This window comes from Streptomyces sp. AMJ-169, from assembly GCF_055597585.1.
Window position 1 is genome coordinate 666,127 of the sequence record NZ_JBVLTJ010000002.1, and the last position, 19,338, is coordinate 685,464.

Genomic DNA, 19,338 nt, shown 5'->3' on the forward strand with positions numbered 1-19,338 from the left:
AGTTGTCGATGGCTGCTGCCGCCTGCCTCCGATGGGCACAGATCGCGTCAGGTGATCGGGAAGCGGTGCACTCGGGCGTAACGAGGAGCTACTCGTGGGCGCACGGTGACAGCCAGGACGGCACCCGCCGCCCCCGATTTGATTTCTGGAGCCCCCGAGTGAGCAAGCGCACCTTCCAGCCGAACAACCGCCGTCGTGCCAAGACCCACGGCTTCCGCCTGCGGATGCGGACCCGCGCCGGCCGCGCGATCCTGGCGAACCGCCGCAGCAAGGGCCGCGCGAGCCTGTCCGCCTGATCCCGGTCAGGTCATGCCGTCGTGCTGCCCACCGAGAACCGGCTGAGGCGGCGCGAGGACTTCGCGACCGCGGTACGGCGAGGCCGCCGGGCCGGCCGCCCGACCCTCGTCGTCCATCTTCGTAGCGGTACCACGGACCCGCACGCGCCTGGGGAGAGCGCTCCCCCGGCACGTGCGGGTTTCGTCGTGAGCAAGGCCGTCGGCAACGCCGTCGTCCGCAACACGGTGAAACGCAGACTCCGCCACCTGATGCGCGAGCGGATCGGGCTGCTGCCCCCCGGTAGCCTGGTAGTCGTACGAGCGCTGCCCGGTTCGGGTGACGCCGCTCATGGACAACTGGCCCAAGACCTCGACGCCGCCCTTTCGCGGCTGCTGGGAGGGGGCGCGCGATGAAGTACCCGCTGCTGGCCCTGATCAAGCTGTACCAGTGGACGATCAGTCCGCTGCTCGGGCCGGTGTGCAAGTACTACCCGTCGTGCTCCCACTACGGCTACACGGCCATCGACCGGCACGGCGCGATCAAGGGAACGGCGCTCACCGCCTGGCGCATCCTGCGCTGCAACCCGTGGTCCCTGGGCGGTGTGGACCACGTGCCCCCGCGCAAACGGCCGCGGTGGCACGAGATGCTGCGCGACGCCTGGCGTACGCGCAGGGGCGGGACCTCCGCCGCCGACCCGGCCACCGAAGGCGAACGTCCTTCGGGCCCGGCCGCAGAGCCCCCGTCCCATGCCCAAGGAGCATGATTAGTGGACACGATTGCCAGCCTGTTCAGCTTCATCACGACACCTGTGTCCTGGGTCATCGTCCAGTTCCACAAGGTGTACGGGGCCATTTTCGGCCCTGACACCGGGTGGGCCTGGGGCCTGTCGATCGTGTCTTTGGTGATCCTCATCCGGATCTGCCTGATCCCGCTCTTCGTGAAGCAGATCAAGGCGACGCGCGCGATGCAGACGCTCCAGCCGGAGATGAAGAAGATCCAGGAGCGCTACAAGAACGACAAGCAGCGCCAGTCCGAGGAAATGATGAAGCTGTACAAGGACACGGGTACCAACCCGCTGTCCTCGTGCCTTCCGATCCTCGCCCAGTCGCCGTTCTTCTTCGCCCTCTACCACGTCCTCAGCGGTATCGCCTCGGGCAAGACCATCGGTGTCATCAACCAGGGTCTGCTGGAGAGCGCGCAGAAGGCGCACATCTTCGGTGCCCCGCTCGCGGTGAAGTTCACCGACAGCGCCTCCAAGGTCGAGGCCCTCGGCGCCCACCTCACGGACGTCCGGGTCGTCACCGCGATCATGATCGTCCTGATGTCGGCGTCCCAGTTCTTCACCCAGCGCCAGCTGATGACGAAGAACGTCGACACCACGGTGAAGACCCCGTTCATGCAGCAGCAGAAGATGCTGATGTACGTCTTCCCCGTCATGTTCGCCGTCTTCGGCATCAACTTCCCCGTCGGTGTCCTCGTCTACTGGCTGACCACCAACGTGTGGACCATGGGCCAGCAGATGTACGTCATCCGCAACAACCCGACCCCGGGTTCCAAGGCGCAGGCCGCCCACCTGGAGCGGCTGGCCAAGCACGCCACGCACCACGGCAAGGTCCGCTCGCGCGGCGAGAAGGCCATCGTCAAGGCGATCGTCGCCAAGGGCCGCGACCGCAACGACGCCGAGCGCAAGTTCATCAACAGCCTGAGCAAGGCCGGCCTCGCCGCGCAGACCGACGGCAGCGTCGGCAAGAGCGACGTCCAGGTCCTGGAGGCCGAGGACGGTACGCCCGGCGGCGCGCCCAAGCGGCAGCAGCCCAAGCGGCAGACCAAGTCGCAGCGGCAGTCCTCCGGCGCGTCCGGTACGTCCTCGGCGGACTCGTCCGAGGCATCCGAGCCCGCTGAGCCGTCCGGTGCGACCGCCGCTCCGACGTCGCTGAGCAAGTCCGGCGAGGCCAAGGCCGGCCCCAAGCCCGGCGCCGGCCGCAGCAAGGCCCAGTCCGGGCAGCGCAAGGGCGGCCCGCAGCGCCCCAAGTCCCCGTCCAAGAAGTAAGAAGGAGCCCATCCCGTGACGGAAGGCACCACCTCCTCCGCCGAGGGTGCAGACGCCCTGACCCGCCTGGAGCAGGAGGGCGAGATCGCGGCGGACTACCTCGAAGGTCTGCTGGACATCGCCGATCTCGACGGCGACATCGACATGGACGTCGAGGCCGACCGGGCGTCGGTGTCGATCATCAGCGACGTGAGCGCCCGCGACTTGCAGAAGCTGGTCGGCCGGGACGGCGAGGTGCTGGAGGCGCTCCAGGAGCTGACGCGGCTGGCCGTGCACCGGGAGACCGGTGACCGCAGCCGGCTGATGCTGGACATCGCGGGCTACCGCGCCCAGAAGCGCACCGAGCTGTCCGAGCTGGGCGCCAAGGCCGCGGCGGACGCGAAGAACTCCGGTGAGCCGGTCAAGCTGAAGCCGATGACGCCCTTCGAGCGCAAGGTCGTCCATGACGCGGTCAAGACGGCCGGTCTGCGCAGCGAGTCCGAGGGCGAGGAGCCGCAGCGCTTCGTCGTCGTGCTTCCCCTCTGAATCCGGTACGCCGATGAATTCGGTACGCCGATAGAGTCAGCGTGTTTCCCGGCCCCGTCTGTCCTGCTGGTGCAGACGGGGCCGGTCTTTTGTCAGCCTGGTGGTTTCGGTGGCCGGCGCGAGGCGCGCCGGTGCGGTACGGAAGGACGGTCCCCGTGACGGAGGCAGCGGAACTCCCCCCTGCGCCCGAGGAAGCCCGCGAGGTGTTCGGCGATCGCTTCGCCGATGCGGTCCGGTACGCCGAGCTGCTGGCCGAGGCGGGTGTGCAGCGCGGTCTCATCGGGCCCCGGGAGGTACCCCGGCTGTGGGAACGGCATCTGCTGAACTGTGCGGTGCTCTCCGAGGCCGTGCCCGAGGATGTGACCGTGTGCGACGTCGGCTCCGGCGCCGGGCTGCCCGGCATTCCGCTGGCGCTGGTCCGGGACGACCTCAAGATCACCCTGTTGGAGCCGCTGCTGCGGCGCACCAACTTCCTCAGCGAGGTCGTCGAGCTGCTCGGCCTCGACCATGTGACCGTCGTGCGCGGCCGTGCGGAGGAGGTCATGGGCCAGCTCCAGCCCGTCCATGTCGTCACCGCCCGTGCCGTCGCCCCCCTCGACCGCCTCGCCACCTGGGGCATCCCGCTGCTGCGGCCCTACGGCGAGATGCTCGCGCTCAAGGGCGACACCGCGGAGGAGGAGCTGAAGAGCGCGGCGACCGCGCTGGCCAAGCTCGGGGCGGTCGAGACGTCGATCCTTCATGTCGGTGAGGGGATCGTCGATCCGCTGTCGACGGTGGTGCGGGTGGAGGTCGGTGAGAGTCCGGGCGGCGTGAGGTTCGCCGCGAAGCGGGCCAAGGCGGCGCGAGCGGGGCGGGTGCGGAGGCGGCGCTGACGCTTCTTGGGGCTTCTTGAGGAGGGGGCCGGTGTTTCCAAGGGGAGGCGCCGGCGCCTCGGAAGCGACTCATACCTGGATATGACGGAGTGTCGCGGCAAATCGGCGGGCGGCACTCGGCATCTTGTTTCACGTGAAACGTCGCTCACTGCTGCACGGCATCATTGGCCGGGGCCGCGCTGCGGCCGAACCCCGCGACCGTAAGCCTCTCGGTTCACTCGATGAGGGAACGGAGTTGTCCACAGAGGTGGATTTCTCCACAGAAGACCAGGCCTCACTGGTTCATGACCCCGGAGACATGGGAGGCTCTGTTCATCGCGAGCCTGAAGTCGAGGAGAGTGAATCCTTGCGGTCCGACGCCAACATCGCGGGACCGATGACCGATCCGGTCCCCGGTCCCCGTACCGAGCCGTTGGGGGATGATGTTTCACGTGAAACACCGCCCCCGATGGACGACACCCCGATCGGTCGTGCTGCCCAACTGGCGGTAGAGGCGCTGGGCCGTGCCGGTGAGGGCTTGCCCCGACCCGAGCAGACCCGCGTCATCATCGTCGCCAACCAGAAGGGCGGCGTGGGGAAAACGACGACCACCGTCAACCTGGCCGCGTCCCTTGCCTTGCACGGCGCACGCGTCCTGGTGGTCGACCTTGACCCGCAGGGAAACGCCTCGACCGCCCTCGGTATCGACCACCATGCCGAGGTGCCGTCCATCTACGACGTCCTGATCGACAGCAGGCCCCTTTCGGAAGTCGTCCAGCCTGTCCCCGATGTCGAGGGCCTCTTCTGCGCCCCCGCCACGATCGATCTCGCGGGCGCCGAGATCGAGTTGGTCTCCCTGGTGGCCCGGGAGAGCCGGCTCCAGCGCGCGCTCCAGTCCTACGAGCAGCCGCTGGACTACGTCCTGATCGACTGCCCGCCCTCGCTGGGCCTCCTGACGGTCAACGCCATGGTGGCCGGCGAAGAGGTCCTCATCCCGATCCAGTGCGAGTACTACGCCCTGGAGGGCCTGGGCCAACTCCTGCGCAACGTCGACCTGGTACGGGGGCACCTCAACCCCGGACTGCATGTGTCGACCATTCTGCTCACCATGTACGACGGCCGGACCCGCCTGGCGTCCCAGGTCGCCGAAGAGGTGCGCACCCACTTCGGTGACGAGGTGCTGCGGACGAGCATCCCCCGCTCGGTCCGTATCTCCGAGGCACCGAGCTATGGGCAGACGGTGCTGACCTACGATCCCGGATCGAGCGGCGCCCTCTCCTATTTTGAGGCGGCACGAGAGATCGCGTTGAAGGGCGTCGGTATCAGCTACGACCCGACGCAGGCCCATATCGGCGCACAGAGCAATCGGAACATGGTGGAGGGGATTCAATGAGTGAACGACGAAGGGGACTGGGACGTGGACTAGGCGCACTGATCCCCGCGGCCCCTACAGAGAAGACTCCGGCGCAGGCCGCCTTGGGCGGCGCGGGCTCCGCGTCTCCTGCGGCGGTCCCGCTGCTGGCGACCGACCGGGGAGTGGCCGCGGCGAAGGTCACCACCCTGCCGGCCCCGGTGTCCTCGGACGCCTTCGCTGTTTCACGTGAAACAACGGAACAGGCTCCCGAACATCCGGCGCCGCCGATCGGCGCGCACTTCGCGGAGATCCCGCTCGACGACATCAAGCCCAACCCGCGTCAGCCCCGAGAGGTCTTCGACGAGGACGCCCTGCATGAGCTGATCACCTCCATCAAGGAGGTCGGTCTTCTCCAGCCGGTCGTCGTACGGCAGTTGGGTCCGGCCCGCTATGAGCTGATCATGGGTGAGCGGCGCTGGCGGGCCTGCCGGGAGGCGGGGCTTGAGGCGATCCCCGCGATCGTCCGGGCCACGGACGACGAGAAGCTGCTCCTGGACGCGCTGCTGGAGAACCTGCACCGCGCGCAGCTGAACCCGCTGGAAGAGGCCGCGGCCTACGACCAGTTGCTGAAGGACTTCAACTGCACGCATGACCAGCTGGCGGACCGGATCGGCCGGTCGCGTCCGCAGGTCTCCAACACCCTGCGGCTGCTGAAGCTCTCTCCGGCCGTTCAGCGCCGGGTCGCCGCCGGAGTGCTCTCCGCCGGTCATGCCCGGGCGCTGCTCTCGGTGGAGGACTCGGAGGAGCAGGACCGGCTCGCCCATCGCATCGTCGCCGAGGGGCTGTCGGTGCGGGCGGTCGAGGAGATCGTGACCCTCATGGGGTCCCACCCGGGGACCGCCCAGAAGTCCAAGGGGCCGCGTGCCGGTGCCCGGGTCTCCCCGGCGCTGTCCGAGCTGGCGACCCGGCTCTCGGACCGCTTCGAGACGCGGGTGAAGGTCGACCTCGGGCAGAAGAAGGGGAAGATCACCGTCGAGTTCGCCTCGATGGACGATCTGGAGCGCATCCTCGGCTCCCTCGCCCCCGGTGAGGGCCCTGTTCTGCCCAAGGGGGCCGTGGAGGGCGAGAGCGAGGAATCGGGGGACTGATCCTCCGGCCGACGGGGAGCTGTCGGGTGCCTTGAGCGGGCCGTTCCGGTGTACGCCGGACACGGCCCGCTCTTTGCTTTCCTCCGGTGTCGGGGCAATCGCTTCATCGATACGATGCGAGCGGGTATGGCGCATCCACCTGGCAGCACCTCTGAGGGGGAGGGACAGGGGCCATGCGAACGATGAGCCGGACCGGACTGGTGAGCGCGGGCCTCGGGCTGGGCGCGGTCGGCGGGTTCGTCGGCAGTCTGCTCAGAGGACGGACGCGTCTGGCAGCCGCTCGCGACGCCGCGGGCGTAGGAAGCGAGGAACAGCCTTCATGGGGCGTCGGCTCGTACCGCTCACGCTGGACAATCTTCAAGACCTCCCCCAGCGCTGCCGCTCCTGTGTCTTCTGGGAGCTGGACCCCGTCAGCGGGGAAACCGCGGTAAAGGCCGGGACCGCCGAGGCGGAGAAGGAATCCTGGATCTCCGCCGTTCTGCTCGACTGGGGCTCCTGCGGCCGGGTCGTCTACGTCGATGAGACGCCTGTCGGCTTCGTGCTCTACGCGCCGCCCGCCTACGTCCCCCGCGCGACGGCGTTCCCCACCAGCCCGGTCTCCTCGGACTCGGTGCAGCTGATGACCGGGGCCGTCCTGCCCGGGTACCAGGGGCAGGGGCTGGGCCGGGTGATGGTCCAGACGGTCGCGAAGGATCTGCTGCGGCGGGGCTTCAGGGCGATCGAGGCCTTCGGCGACGCCCGCTGGAGCGAGCCGGCATGTCTGCTCCCCGCCGAACATCTCCTCGCCGTCGGCTTCAAGACCGTCCGCCCGCACCCCGTCCACCCCCGGCTGCGGCTGGAGCTGCGGACGACGCTGTCCTGGAAGGAGGACGTGGAGCTGGCGTTGGATCGGCTGCTGGGGGCGGTACAGAAGGAGCCGGCGCTTCGGCCTCTATGAGGGCCCCATGAGAAAGGGCCGCCCCTCTAGGAGGAGCGGCCCTTTCTCATGTTTCACGTGAAACAGTGCCTCACTCGGCAGCGCCTTACTCGGCGATGTAGTCCTCAAGGTCGCGGACGAGCGCGGCCTTCGGCTTGGCGCCGACGATGGTCTTGGCGACCTCGCCGCCCTGGTAGACGTTCAGCGTCGGGATCGACATGACGCCGTAGCGGGCGGCGGTGCCGGGGTTCTCGTCGATGTTGAGCTTGACGATCTCGATCTTCTCGCCGTGCTCGGCGGCGATCGCCTCCAGCGACGGGGCGATCTGGCGGCAGGGGCCACACCACTCGGCCCAGAAGTCCACCAGGACAGGCTTCTCGCTCTTGAGGACGACCTCGTCGAAGTCGGCGTCGGTCACATGCTTCAGGGCCACGGCGGGCGCTCCTTAAATCGGTAAGGGGAGGAGAGGGAGGATCAGACGGCGGTCTTCTCCGGGGCGGCCTGCTCCTCGTCCGCGAGGTGGGCGAGGAAGCGCTCGGCGTCGAGCGCCGAGGAGCAGCCGGTGCCGGCGGCGGTGATCGCCTGGCGGTAGGTGTGGTCGACGACGTCACCGGCTGCGAAGACACCGGTCACATTGGTCCGGGTGGAGGGCGCGGCGACCTTCAGGTAGCCCTCCTCGTCCAGGTCGAGCTGGCCCTTGAAGAGCTCCGTACGCGGGTCGTGGCCGATCGCGATGAAGAGGCCGGTCACCGGGAGGTCGGAGAGCTCGCCGGTCTTGAGGTTGCGCAGCTTGAGACCGGCCAGCTTCTGCTCGCCCTGGACCTCGGCGACCTCGCTGTCCCACACGAACTTGATCTTCGGGTCGGCGAAGGCGCGCTCCTGCATCGCCTTGGAGGCGCGCAGGGAGTCACGGCGGTGGACGATCGTCACGGACTTGGCGAACCGGGAGAGGAACGTGGCCTCCTCCATCGCGGTGTCACCGCCGCCGATGACGGCGATGTCCTGGTCCTTGAAGAAGAACCCGTCGCAGGTGGCACACCAGGAGACACCGCGGCCGGAGAGCGCGTCCTCGTTCGGCAGACCGAGCTTGCGGTGCTGGGAGCCGGTCGTCACGATGACGGCCTTCGCCCGGTGGACGGTGCCCGCGGTGTCGGTGACGGTCTTGATCTCACCGGTGAGGTCGACGGAGACGATGTCGTCGGGGATCAGCTCCGCGCCGAAGCGCTCGGCCTGGGCCCGCATGTTGTCCATCAGGTCGGGGCCCATGATGCCGTCGCGGAAGCCCGGGAAGTTCTCCACATCGGTGGTGTTCATCAGGGCGCCGCCCGCGGTGACGGCGCCTTCGAACACCAGCGGCTTCAGCGACGCGCGCGCGGTGTACAGGGCCGCCGTGTAGCCGGCGGGCCCGGAGCCGATGATGATCACGTTACGGACGTCGCTCACGGCTGGATTCCTCGTCTCTGGTCTGCGTCATTCGACCGGGGGAGCCTCTGGGAACTCTCACCCCACCCAACGGATATTAAGGGGCGTGCATTCCCGGTGTGTCCGGGCACACGAAGGGGGCCGGTGAGGGGGGCAGGGAGGCGGTCGCTCAGGGGCGGGCGTAGGTGCCCTTGAGAAGGACGGTCGCCCGGGTCGAAGGGTGCTGCACACAGGCTGTGTCGACGACATAGGCGTCCACGCGGCTGCTGTCGCCGGTGTCGACGAAGAGGACGAGGAGGACGTCCTTCCCGTCGTAGACCTCTTCCTTCGCGGCGAGCGCGGTGTCCGTGCGCGCGATGCCCTGCTGGACGCAGGTCGGCACGTTCGGCTCCTGGAGCACCCGGGGGGTCTCCGCGCCGCCCTGGATGCCGACGTCCGCGTGCGGGGTGCGGGACGTCTGGCTCTTCGGGATGAGCGCGGTGACGTCCGTGTGCAGGGTGCTCCTGGAGATGGTGTCGACGGCGGTGCTGGGCGGGTTGCCCGCCGTGTTGCCGCTGCCGCCGCCCAGAGAGGTGAGGAGAACCGAGCCGAGGCCTACGGCGGCGGCCGTGAAGACGCCTACGAGGGCTGCTGTGCGGCGGCGGGAGCGGGGGCGGTCCTTGCCCTTCTCCTTGCGGCCGGGGCCGGTGGTGGAGCTGCGGGCGTAGCCGGCGGGGCGGTCGTAGACCGGTGTTTCACGTGAAACACCGGTTGCTTGCGAAGCCGCGTCTGTTTCACGTGAAACACCGGCGGGCGTCGTGAACTCCAGAGCCTCCCTCGCCAGCGCCGCGTCGATGCGCGCGACGATGTCGTCCGGCATCGGCTCGGGCTCCGGGAGGTCGCCGAACTCGCCCAGGAGGTCGCGGATCTCCTCCAGGGAGGCGTGGACATCGGTGCAAGGGGCGCAGCTCTCCAGGTGCCGGCGCAGGTCCGCGCTGCGGGCAGGGGGGAGGAGGCCCTCGGTGAGGTCGGAGATCTCAGCGACGTCCGGGTGCCCGGCCGTGTCCGTCGTCGATGTCACGCTCGTCCACCTCCGCCCTTCGCAGCTGCTGAATCGCCTGTGCCGGCTCCGTCCGGCTCCTTCGTGCAAGGTTCCGCTGCGGGTGGGACGGATGTGCGTGGCACCCGGTTCCGTCTCCCGTCCGGTTCCTTCTCGTCGCCGGTGTTTTCCGGCCGCAGATGGGTGAGGAGGGGGAGGAGTCTGGCCCGGCCCCGGGCGCAGCGGCTCTTGACGGTGCCGGTGGGGACGTCGAGGACTTTCGCGGCCTCGGCGACGGGGTAGCCCTGCATGTCCACCAGGACGAGGGCGGCGCGCTGGTCGTGCGGGAGGGTGCCGAGCGCTTCGAGGAGCTGGCGGTTCACATCGCCGCGCTCGACGGGCGCCGAGGCCGATTCATGCGGTTCCAGTAGCTGTTCGAGGCGCTCGGTGTCGTCGACCGGGGAGGTCCGGCGGGAGGCGGCTTTGCGGGCCCGGTCGAGGCAGGCGTTGACGGTGATGCGGTGCAGCCAGGTCGTCACCGCGGACTGGCCCCGGAAGGTGTGCGCGGCCCGGTAGGCGGAGACCAGCGCGTCCTGCACGGCGTCCGCGGCCTCCTCCCGGTCCCCCAGCGTGCGCAGCGCGACGGCCCAGAGCCGGTCACGGTGGCGCCGCACCAGCTCACCGAAGGCGTCGGGATCGCCTTTCACATGACGGGCGAGGAGGTCCTGATCGCTCGTCCCGTCGTACCCGGCGCCTTCCGCCATCGGCCTCCTCCCCTTCCGGTGAGCCGTCAGCCCGTGAACTTCACATCCGTTATGGCCTGCTTGTACCCGGCGTTGCTGTAGGCGTCGCTCGGTGCCTTGGGCAGGGCTGTGAGCCAGACGAGAACATACTGTGTCTTCACCTGCTTGGTGACCTGAACGGTGGCGGTGGTGCCGTTCGTCGTGACGGTGCCGATCTTCTGCATCGACGACAGCGCGCTTGCGGACGGGCGCAGGGAATCGGCGGCGTACAGGTTCACCGTCGTGTGGTCGCCGCTGTAGTAGAGCCCTATGGTCGCCGCGGAGATCTCCTGGGCGGAACCGAGGTCGTAGACGATGCCGACGCCCGGCTTGTAGGGGGCGAGGACAGGGCCGCCGATGAAGCTGGAGGTCCGCCAGTACGTCGAGCTGTCGTTGTCGTAGGTCTTGTCGACGTCGCCCGGGTGCTGGGCGTCGCCCTTGACGACATACTCGGCCGCGTCGTGGATCGTCAGAGTCTTGGCGGGCTTCGGCGAGGCGCTCGGCTTGTCGCCGTCGTCCGAGCTCTGCGACGGGCTGCTGTCGGAGCCGCTCTTGTCCATCAGCACGTCCGCCAGCTGCCAGCTGCCGAGGCCGAGGGCGGCGATGAGGAGGGCGGAGACCGCCCACTTCAGGGCCTTGCCGGTACGGCTCTGGAGCGGGGGCGGCGGGGTGGGCACCGGCTGGGTGATGCCCGGGTGCGGGGCCGGGCGGCCGTAGGTGCCCTGCTGGTAGGTGGTGCGCTGGTACTCCGGCGGGGCGGTGAACACCGGCTCCGGCGGGCGGATGCGGGGCATCTCGCCGATCGCCTTGACCAGCTCCTCCGGCGTCGTGCAGGGCGCCTCGTGCCGCGAGGCGGTCGCGCCGTCGTTGACGAGCGCGCGCATCGCCAGCTCCGACAGGCCCCGGTGGACATGGGCGCGGACCTGGTCGGGGGCGATCAGCCCGACGCCCTTGGGCAGCCCGGACAGGCCGTGCGCGTCGTTCTCGTACGGCCAGCGCTGGGTGAGCGCCGCGTACAGCAGGGCGCCGATCGCCTCGGTGTCGGCGCGCTGCGGGGTGTCGGAGGTGATGCCGCGCAGCGCGGCGTTCACGGCCAGCCCCCGGACGCGCCACTGGCCCGTGGAGGTGCGCAGCACCGCGTTGGGGTTCAGCCGCAGATGCGACAGGCCCTCGCGGTGCGCGGCGGCCATGGCGGCGGCCAGCTGGCTGACCATCTGGTACGCGTCGTGCGGCTCCAGCGGGCCCGCGGCCAGAAGCGTCGTCAGTTCCGTGGCGTCCGGCAGCCATTCGTGGACGACGTAGACGAGGTCGTTCTCCTCGACGGCGTCCAGGACCTGGACGAACCGCGGGTCGCCGAGCAGCGCCGCCGAGCGGGCGGCGGCCAGCACGGAACGCGCCCGCGCGTGCTCCGCGGGCAGGATGTGGACGCCGACGGCGCGGCGCAGTTTCTCGTCGACCGCGCGCCAACTGCTGAATCCGTCCAGACGGGTGACGCACTCTTCGAGGCGGTAACGTCTGGCGAGTTTGTGGCCGCTGTGCAGCTCCGGGGGTGAGGTCTTCCCGGGCCGCTCCGCCCCGTCGCTCCCCTGTGCCTCGTCGCTGTCCGTGTCCCGCTCCCGGTTCTGGGCCACGCCGTCGGCCGTGGACTCGTCCGCCTCTGCGGTCAGCGGTGGTTCACCGCTGTTCGCTGCCACGTCGACGGCAGCCGTGCTCCGTTCCGCCACCGTCGTTCCTGCCTCCCCATCCCTTGCGCGCCGACCGGCCATCAGGCGCGCAGTCCGACGCCGAAACCAATTGTGCCCACAGTCCGGCGCTATGCACGACACACGGCGGCGGACGATGGTTGTGCGGTTGCCTCTAGCTCAGCGGCCCAGCCGTCCCCTGACCATGCCGACGAGGGAGTTCAGCTCCTCGATCCGCATCCTGCGGGCCGCGAGATAGAAGACCGCGAGCAGGATCACTCCGCCGGCCAGCAGCGCGGAGAACGAGCCCACGACGCCCTGTCCGAGGACCTGGGCGATGCCGTAGCAGGCCGCCCCGCTGACCAGCGCGGCCGGCACCGAGGCCAGGCACAGCCGGGTGTACGTGCGCAGCACCCGCCCGCCGTCGAGGTCGCCGCCGAGCCGCTTGCGCAGCCGCGCCCAGGCCACCCCGACGCCGATCGCGTAGGCAAGGCCGTAGGCGCCGGCCATGCCGATCACGGCCCAGCGGGCCGGGAGGACGAAGTAACAGACCGCCGAGGCGCCCGCGTTGACCGCGGCCACGATGACGGTGTTGTAGAAGGGGGTGCGGGTGTCCTCGTACGCGTAGAAGGCGCGCAGGACGACGTACTGCACCGAGTAGGGGATCAGGCCGAGGCCGAACGCCATCAGCATGAAGCCCATGTTGGTGGCCGAGCGGGTGCCCGAGGAGCCGAAGATCAGCGTGCACATCGGGATGCCGAGGGCGAGGAAGCCGAAGGCGATCGGGACGATGGCGACGGCGGTGGTGCGCAGGCCCTGGGAGATGTCGTCGCGGACCGCGCCGGCGTCGTCCTCGGCGGCCGAGCGCGCGAGGCGCGGCAGCAGCGCGGCCATCAGCGAGACGGTGATGATGGCCTGCGGCAGACCCCAGATCAGCTGGGCGTTGGCGTAGGCGGCGAAGCCGGTGCCGTCGACCGGCGAGCTGGTGCCGGCCGAGGTCGACAGCTGGGAGACGACGAGCGCGCCCGCCTGGTTGGCGAGGACGAACAGGAACGTCCACTTGGCGAGGGTGACGGCCTTGCCGAGGCCGTGGCCCCGCCAGTCGAAGCGGGGCCGCAGCCGGAAGCCGGTCTCGCGCAGGTAGGGGATCATCGCCAGGGCCTGGACGACGAGGCCGAGCAGGATGCCGACGCCGAGGAGGCGCTCGCCCTGCGGCGGGATGTTCGTGACCTTCATGCCGGAGTCGGCGGCGGAGCCGTAGACCCAGATGAACGCGCCCAGCGTGACGATGATGACGATGTTGTTCAGGACCGGCGTCCACATCATCGCGCCGAACTTGCCGCGCGCGTTGAGGATCTGGCCCATCACGACGTGGACGCCCATGAAGAAGATCGAGGGCAGGAAGTAGCGGACGAAGGTGACGGCGACGTTGTTGGCGGCCGGGTCGCTCGCGACGGAGTCGGACAGCAGGCGGATGAGGAGCGGCGCGCCGAAGACCGCGGCGACGGTGAGCACGCCGAGCGCGACCATGACGAGGGTCAGCAGCCGGTTGGCGTAGGCCTCGCCGCCGTCCTCGTCCTCCTTCATGGCCCGCACGAGCTGCGGGACGAAGACGGAGTTGAGGCCGCCGCCGACGGTCAGGATGTAGATCATCGTCGGCAGCTGGTAGGCGACCTGGAAGGTGTCGCCGAGCATGCCGACGCCGAGCGCGGAGACGATCATCGCGGAGCGGACGAAGCCGGTGAGGCGGGAGACCATCGTGCCGGCCGCCATGACCGCGCTGGACTTCAGCAGCCCGGCCGCCTTGCCGCCCTTCTTCGCCGGAGCGGGTGCGGCGGCGGGGGTAGGGGTGGGGGCCGGCTCGGGGGGCTCGATGGTCGCGGTGCCCAGGTTCATCGTGCGGTCGTCGAGCGGGGCCTGTGTCTGGAACTGCGGCGCGGCCATCTGCGGGACGTCCCCGGCCGGGCGGGGGCCGCCCTGCTGCTGGTCGCGGAAGAGGTGCGCGAAGGCGTCGGGCGCGGGGGACTCCTCGGCGGAGTGGGTGACGAGGTCGTCGACGCCCACGAACTGGGTGGTGCGCGGGTTGTCGCCGTAGGGCAGGTACTGCGTGGGGCCCTCCGGCTCCGGCGCCGGGGTCTTCGCCCAGACGTTCGGGTCGGGGGCGGGGACGGAGGGCTGCGGCTGCCCGTACAGCGGGGTCTGGCTGCCCGGCGGGGGCGGGGGGTGCGCGGCGCGGTCGTAGAGCGCCTCGGCGACCGGGTCCTGCGCGGTCAGGTCCTGCGCGCGGTAGGGGTCCTGGTCGAAGGCGTCCTGGAGATACATGTCCGCGGGCTGCTGCTGCGGCACCTGGCCGTGCTCGGGCGGCGGGCCGCCGGGGTTGCCCGGGCCGCCCACGGACTGGCCGCGGTCACCGTCGTACGGCGCGTTCATGGTTACCCCACCTCATCGTCCCGGGCCCACCGGCCACGACATCCTCAACGGTCCACTCTCTCACCCGTGCCGGACGGGTCCGTGCTTTCCGCTGCGGTGTCCGGTGTCTCGTCACTCGGCTGCTTCGGGTCGCCTGCCCCGGAGGGGGCGGCGGACTCCTCACTCTTCTGGCTGGGACGGTCCTGGGTGCCTTCCGGGTTCTCCCCCGGCTCGGGCTCCTCGGTGGCGTCCTCGGCGGTGTCCGCCGCGGCCCGGGCGGCGGCCCGCTTGCGCTGGGTGTACATCCGGAAGCCGGCGAGGACGAGCAGCAGGAAGCCGCCGCCGATGACCAGCATCACCGTGGCCGTGATCTCGGTGACCTTCACGTCGAAGGTGACCGCCTTGCCGTACGGCTGGCCGTCCTGCGTGTACAGCTGGGCGACGACGGTCGCCTTGCCGTTGGCGTTCGCGGACGTGGTGAACTTCACGCTGGAGCTGTGCCCGCCGGAGACCGTGATGGGCTGTTCGGCGTAGTCGTGCCCGGCGATCTCGAGCCGCGTGGGGTTCTTCGAGGTGAGCCGCAGCACCAGATGGTCCACGCCCTGCACCAGGCTGTTCTGCACGGTCACGGGGATCGTGGCGCTGCGCCCGGAGAGCTTGGTCTCCGACTTGTCGATCAGCCGGACCTGCCCGGTCAGCGTCCCGAGGTGGGTGCTCACGCCCTGCCGGTAGAGGCTCGCGGCGGTCGCGAGACCCCGCCAGGACGTCGACATCTCACGGTTTATGGCCCGCCCGAACGGCGTCACCACCCGCGACTCGTCGGTCAGGATCACCTTGAAGTTGTCCAGCTGGTCCTGCGTGGCCGCGATGTCCTGGAACGCCGCCTTCGACAGCTCCTGCCTGCGCAGGGCGGCGGGGTACGACGAGGAGGACGGCACACTCGTGTCGGCGCCGGGGTCGGGCTTGACCGCCGCGGTCGCCGCCAGCCCCTGCGGCTCCGACCAGGGGCTGTCCTGGAGCGCCGCGACCGCCTTGGCGAGCGACTGGACCTGGCTCGCGGTGGGCATGCGCTGCGGGGCGACGACGACGCTGCGCTGTTTGTCGGTCTGGAGGTTCAGCGCCAGGCTCTGGGCGAGGAACTCCTGCACGGCGAGCGTGGCGTCCGAGGCGTTCGTCAGATCGCCCTGGAACGCCGTCGACAGCCGGGCGTCCGCGACCACCGCCGTCGTCCCGCCGCCGATCGGCCGGGCCGCGTTCGGGGAGTACGACAGGTCGTCGGTGAGGCTGTCGCTGCGGGCGATCACCTTGTCGGCGCCCGCCGAGGTGGCGACCTTCACGATCGAGGGGTCGACGGCGCCGTCCACCGGCCAGGCGAAGTCCGTGCTCGGCGTCACGTGCAGCACCGTCTCGACGGTGGTCGCGGCGACGTCGGTGGCGGCCTTGAGCTGGCTCAGCGAGCCCGTGACGCTCGTGCCGTGATGGGCGAGGGAGGCGAGGTCGGGGTCGGCGAAGGGCAGCGCGACGACCTCTTTGCCGGCCACCGCCGCCTGGAAGTCCGCGAGGAACTCCTTGGCGTCGGCCTGATGCGTGCCGGCGGTCGTGGTGTCGCCGCCGTCGACCTGCACCCGGTACGAGCCGGTCATCGCGTCGACCGAGGCCAGCAGATCCGGGTCGATCACCCAGGTCACGTCGAGGTTCTTGCCCAGCGAGACGAGCTGGTCGAGCCGGCCGCCCGGGGCGATCTCGGCGGCCAGCTCGTCGTCGCGGAAGACCGGCGTCTGCTGCTGGTTGGAGCCGGTCTCCGCGGTGACGTGCACATCGGAGATCAGCGGCCACAGCACGGTCGTCTTCGTGCTCGTGTCCGCCCCGTCGGGCTGCCACGGCAGGAACGTCCGGCGCGCGCCGAGGACCTGGTCCCACTGCTGCGAGGCGGTCTCCCCGGAGAGGGTCACGCCCAGCGGGTAGACGCCTTCGCCGCCGAGGTCGAGCTTGTCGGCCGGCACCGAGATCGAGAACGGCTGGGCCACGCCCGGGGTGAGCTTGTCGAACTTCGCGGTGTAGGCGCCGCCCACGACGCTGCCGTCGGCGCCGGCGAGGGAGTTCGGGCGCCCGGCCGCGTCCTCGATCGCCGAGCGGGTCGACAGCTGTCCGCCCACCCGGAGATCGACATGGGCGCCGGTGACGGCCTGCTTGCCGTTGTTCGTGACCGTGCCGGACACCGTCACGGTGTCGCCGTCGGAGGGGATGCTCGGGGTGAGCGAGTCGACCGCGACCGCCACCGTGCCCGTACCGGACGCCTCCAGGGGTCTCTCGGGCACGGCGGCCTGCGCGGGCAGCTGGAACAGACCGGCCAGCAGGGGCGCCCCGGCGAGCAGTGCTCCGGTGCGCCGCAGCCACCGGCGGGCAGGAGAGGGGGTGAGCCCCGGGAAATCTGCCGCCTCGGCCACGCGTTTCGCCCGTCCCTTGTCGTCGTCAGTGGTCGTCGGAATGTGCGTCCACGCATGGTAACGATGCGCGCGGAGGGGAAGTGCCGCGGACTCCTCCACAAGATCAGCAAGGGGAGCCGAGGCGTCCCTAAATGTGCGCGTATAAAGAGGAGAAGCCCTTTGAGCCGCGCGCGCAGATCTTGTGGAGGCCCTGAGCCGTCCCACGGGCCGTAATCCGGGCGCCCGGGCCGGTCCGGGCCACGTACCCTCTTCTGTTGTGCCGAACGCCAACGAAGACAACCTCAGTGCCCTGAGCCAGGTGCAGCACCGCGCGGTCAGTGAACTGCTGCGGGTCGCACCGGTCGCCGACGACCTCGCCCGCCGATTCCAGGAGGCCGGGTTCTCTCTCGCCCTGGTCGGCGGCTCCGTCAGGGACGCGCTGCTCGGCCGGCTCGGCAACGACCTGGACTTCACCACCGACGCCCGCCCCGAGGACGTCCTCAAGATCATCCGCCCCTGGGCGGACGCGGTGTGGGAGGTCGGGATCGCCTTCGGCACGGTGGGGGCGCAGAAAGACGGCTTCCAGATCGAGGTGACGACCTACCGGTCCGAGGCGTACGACCGCACCTCGCGCAAACCCGAGGTGTCCTACGGCGACTCCATCGAGGAGGACCTCGTCCGGCGGGACTTCACGGTCAACGCGATGGCGGTGGCGCTGCCGGAGAAGGAGTTCGTCGATCCGCACGGCGGCCTCGCCGACCTCGCCGCGAAGGTGTTGCGCACCCCGGGTACGCCGGAGGAGTCCTTCTCGGACGATCCGTTGCGGATGATGCGGGCCGCGCGGTTCGCGGCGCAGCTCGACTTCGAGGTCGCCCCCGAGGTCGTCACCGCGATGACGGAGATGGCCGAGCGGATCGAGATCGTCTCCGCCGAGCGGGTCCGGGACGAGCTGAACAAGCTGATCCTGTCCGCGCACCCCCGCAAGGGTCTGACCCTGCTCGTCGACACCGGGCTCGCCGACCGCGTCCTGCCCGAGCTGCCCGCGCTGCGCCTGGAGAGCGACGAGCACCACCGGCACAAGGACGTCTACGAGCACACCCTGATCGTCCTGGAGCAGGCCATCGACCTGGAGGACGACGGTCCCGACCTCACCCTCCGGCTCGCGGCCCTGCTGCACGACATCGGCAAGCCGCGCACCCGCCGCTTCGAGAAGGACGGCCGGGTCTCCTTCCACCACCATGAGGTGGTCGGCGCGAAGATGACCAAGAAGCGCATGACCGCCCTCAAGTACTCCAACGAGCTGATCAAGGACGTCTCCGAGCTCGTCGAGCTCCATCTGCGCTTCCACGGCTACGGCACCGGCGAGTGGACCGACTCCGCCGTCCGCCGCTATGTCCGTGACGCCGGCCCCCTCCTCGACCGTCTGCACAAGCTGACCCGCTCCGACTGCACGACCCGCAACAAGCGCCGGGCGGCGGCGCTCTCCCGGGCCTACGACGGTCTGGAGGAGCGGATCTCCCAGCTTCAGGAGCAGGAGGAGCTGGACTCGATCCGCCCCGACCTCGACGGCAACCAGATCATGGAGATCCTCGGCGTCAGCCCGGGTCCCGTCATCGGCAAGGCGTACAAGCACATGCTGGAGCTGCGGCTGGAGCATGGGCCGATGGGGTACGACGCGGCGGTGGCGGCGTTGAAGGAGTGGTGGGGGGAGCAGGGCTGAGGGTCCTGCGAGTTTCGGGTGGTCCGTGTTTCACGTGGCTGTGTTTCACGTGAAACGTGGGCGATGAGGATGTGACAAGGGGCGATGTTTCACGTGAAACATCGCCCCTCGCTTATGCGGGAAGCCGCTTCAGGCTCCCCTCGACCGGCTCGGACTTGCAGCCGGCTCAGGCTTGCAGTTGGCTCAGACTTCCTTGAGACACAGCACGACGTTGTGCCCGTTGCCCACCTGGTAGTAGGAGATCGTGGCGTCCTGGACCGACTGGCACTTGGAGTCGTCGCTGGTGCCGTCGAACTTCTGGACCACCTTGTACTGGGCGTTGCTGGAGGAGCAGTCGACCTCGTTGAGGTCGGGCTTGGAGTCGTTGCCGTCGTTGTGCATGCACGCGCCGACCGAAGTGGTCTCGGCGTCGGTAGAGGTGGCCCACCAGCCGATGCCCGCCTTCACGAGACCGATCACGATGGCTATCGCGATGACGCCGAGGACGCGGCCGACCTTCTTGCTCACGCGCTTCGCCGGGGCGGGCGGCGGCGGGGTCGGCATGCCCTGACCCTGGAACGGTGCGCCCTGGAACGGCGCGCCCTGCGCCGGGAACGGCGGCTGACCCTGCTGCGGAGCCGTCGGCGCGGGCTGCTGGGCGTACGGGTTCTGGCCCTGAGGCGGCGGAGTAGTCATGTTGAAGGTCCCCCCTGGACATGGATGTGCGCGCAGACGCGTGGCATGGACACGCACACGGTGCGAGATAAGACCCACGTAAAG

18 protein-coding genes are annotated in these 19,338 nt (G+C 69.8%); 10 read left to right on the forward strand and 8 right to left on the reverse strand.

Annotated elements, in window-relative coordinates; translation table 11 throughout:
• Nucleotides 1-158: 158 nt before the first annotated feature.
• From rpmH to ACYUD3_RS07495, 9 genes are all read left to right on the forward strand, one after another.
• Nucleotides 159-296: a 50S ribosomal protein L34 gene (gene rpmH, locus ACYUD3_RS07455; protein ID WP_005482975.1), complete on the forward strand. Its 138-nt coding sequence runs from the start codon at nt 159-161 to the stop codon at nt 294-296.
• A gap of 21 nt (nt 297-317) precedes the next feature.
• Entirely contained in the window at nt 318-689 is a 372-nt protein-coding gene (gene rnpA, locus ACYUD3_RS07460) for a ribonuclease P protein component (RefSeq protein WP_470965565.1), read from the forward strand.
• Nucleotides 686-1,039 (forward strand): membrane protein insertion efficiency factor YidD, encoded by a 354-nt coding sequence (gene yidD, locus ACYUD3_RS07465; protein ID WP_470965568.1) that lies wholly within the window; start codon nt 686-688, stop codon nt 1,037-1,039. Before rnpA ends, yidD begins: the two co-directional genes overlap by 4 nt.
• Before the next feature lie 3 nt (nt 1,040-1,042).
• Nucleotides 1,043-2,326, forward strand: a complete 1,284-nt coding sequence (gene yidC / locus ACYUD3_RS07470) for a membrane protein insertase YidC (protein WP_470965571.1) — start codon at nt 1,043-1,045, stop codon at nt 2,324-2,326.
• Between the two features lie 15 nt (nt 2,327-2,341).
• The gene (locus tag ACYUD3_RS07475; RefSeq protein WP_470965574.1) at nt 2,342-2,851 is read left to right on the forward strand and encodes a Jag family protein; all 510 of its coding nucleotides are present in this window, start codon (nt 2,342-2,344) and stop codon (nt 2,849-2,851) included.
• A gap of 155 nt (nt 2,852-3,006) precedes the next feature.
• Nucleotides 3,007-3,723, forward strand: a complete 717-nt coding sequence (gene rsmG, locus ACYUD3_RS07480; protein ID WP_470965577.1) for a 16S rRNA (guanine(527)-N(7))-methyltransferase RsmG — start codon at nt 3,007-3,009, stop codon at nt 3,721-3,723.
• Nucleotides 3,724-4,021: 298 nt separating this feature from the next.
• Nucleotides 4,022-5,095: a ParA family protein gene (locus ACYUD3_RS07485; protein WP_470965580.1), complete on the forward strand. Its 1,074-nt coding sequence runs from the start codon at nt 4,022-4,024 to the stop codon at nt 5,093-5,095.
• Complete coding sequence (locus tag ACYUD3_RS07490; RefSeq protein ID WP_470965583.1) at nt 5,092-6,204, forward strand: ParB/RepB/Spo0J family partition protein; 1,113 nt, start codon at nt 5,092-5,094, stop codon at nt 6,202-6,204. The genes ACYUD3_RS07485 and ACYUD3_RS07490 overlap by 4 nt, the downstream gene beginning before the upstream one ends.
• Before the next feature lie 319 nt (nt 6,205-6,523).
• Nucleotides 6,524-7,141 (forward strand): GNAT family N-acetyltransferase, encoded by a 618-nt coding sequence (locus tag ACYUD3_RS07495; RefSeq protein WP_470965587.1) that lies wholly within the window; start codon nt 6,524-6,526, stop codon nt 7,139-7,141.
• Nucleotides 7,142-7,226: 85 nt separating this feature from the next.
• Here ACYUD3_RS07495 and trxA read toward each other — a convergent pair whose 3' ends face one another.
• The 7 genes from trxA to ACYUD3_RS07530 form a co-directional block, all read right to left on the reverse strand.
• Nucleotides 7,227-7,553 carry a thioredoxin gene (gene trxA / locus ACYUD3_RS07500; RefSeq protein ID WP_470965590.1) on the reverse strand — a complete coding sequence of 109 codons (327 nt, stop codon included), beginning with the start codon at nt 7,551-7,553 and terminating at the stop codon, nt 7,227-7,229.
• Nucleotides 7,554-7,594: 41 nt separating this feature from the next.
• Nucleotides 7,595-8,563 (reverse strand): thioredoxin-disulfide reductase, encoded by a 969-nt coding sequence (gene trxB / locus ACYUD3_RS07505; protein ID WP_470965593.1) that lies wholly within the window; start codon nt 8,561-8,563, stop codon nt 7,595-7,597.
• A gap of 148 nt (nt 8,564-8,711) precedes the next feature.
• Complete coding sequence (locus ACYUD3_RS07510) at nt 8,712-9,602, reverse strand: anti-sigma factor family protein (protein ID WP_470965596.1); 891 nt, start codon at nt 9,600-9,602, stop codon at nt 8,712-8,714.
• The gene (sigM, locus tag ACYUD3_RS07515) at nt 9,599-10,324 is read right to left on the reverse strand and encodes an RNA polymerase sigma factor SigM (protein WP_470965599.1); all 726 of its coding nucleotides are present in this window, start codon (nt 10,322-10,324) and stop codon (nt 9,599-9,601) included. Before sigM ends, ACYUD3_RS07510 begins: the two co-directional genes overlap by 4 nt.
• Before the next feature lie 26 nt (nt 10,325-10,350).
• Nucleotides 10,351-12,066, reverse strand: a complete 1,716-nt coding sequence (locus ACYUD3_RS07520) for a protein kinase family protein (protein WP_470965602.1) — start codon at nt 12,064-12,066, stop codon at nt 10,351-10,353.
• A gap of 138 nt (nt 12,067-12,204) precedes the next feature.
• Entirely contained in the window at nt 12,205-14,454 is a 2,250-nt protein-coding gene (gene murJ, locus ACYUD3_RS07525; protein WP_470965605.1) for a murein biosynthesis integral membrane protein MurJ, read from the reverse strand.
• A gap of 44 nt (nt 14,455-14,498) precedes the next feature.
• Nucleotides 14,499-16,880 carry a DUF6049 family protein gene (locus ACYUD3_RS07530; RefSeq protein ID WP_470965608.1) on the reverse strand — a complete coding sequence of 794 codons (2,382 nt, stop codon included), beginning with the start codon at nt 16,878-16,880 and terminating at the stop codon, nt 14,499-14,501.
• Between the two features lie 256 nt (nt 16,881-17,136).
• Between ACYUD3_RS07530 and ACYUD3_RS07535 the strand changes: the two genes are divergently transcribed.
• Nucleotides 17,137-18,579 (forward strand): CCA tRNA nucleotidyltransferase, encoded by a 1,443-nt coding sequence (locus ACYUD3_RS07535; RefSeq protein ID WP_470965611.1) that lies wholly within the window; start codon nt 17,137-17,139, stop codon nt 18,577-18,579.
• Between the two features lie 183 nt (nt 18,580-18,762).
• Here the strand turns inward: ACYUD3_RS07535 and ACYUD3_RS07540 are convergent, their stop codons facing one another.
• Entirely contained in the window at nt 18,763-19,254 is a 492-nt protein-coding gene (locus ACYUD3_RS07540; protein WP_470965615.1) for an LppU/SCO3897 family protein, read from the reverse strand.
• Nucleotides 19,255-19,338 lie beyond the last annotated feature (84 nt).

Coding starts and splice junctions, on each gene's coding strand:
- murJ (WP_470965605.1), bottom strand. CDS start 14,454: ATGAACGCGCCGTACGACGGTGACCGCGGCCAGTCCGTGGGCGGCCCG.
- sigM (WP_470965599.1), bottom strand. CDS start 10,324: ATGGCGGAAGGCGCCGGGTACGACGGGACGAGCGATCAGGACCTCCTC.
- yidD (WP_470965568.1), top strand. CDS start 686: ATGAAGTACCCGCTGCTGGCCCTGATCAAGCTGTACCAGTGGACGATC.
- ACYUD3_RS07540 (WP_470965615.1), bottom strand. CDS start 19,254: ATGACTACTCCGCCGCCTCAGGGCCAGAACCCGTACGCCCAGCAGCCC.
- ACYUD3_RS07490 (WP_470965583.1), top strand. CDS start 5,092: ATGAGTGAACGACGAAGGGGACTGGGACGTGGACTAGGCGCACTGATC.
- ACYUD3_RS07485 (WP_470965580.1), top strand. CDS start 4,022: ATGGGAGGCTCTGTTCATCGCGAGCCTGAAGTCGAGGAGAGTGAATCC.
- ACYUD3_RS07495 (WP_470965587.1), top strand. CDS start 6,524: ATGGGGCGTCGGCTCGTACCGCTCACGCTGGACAATCTTCAAGACCTC.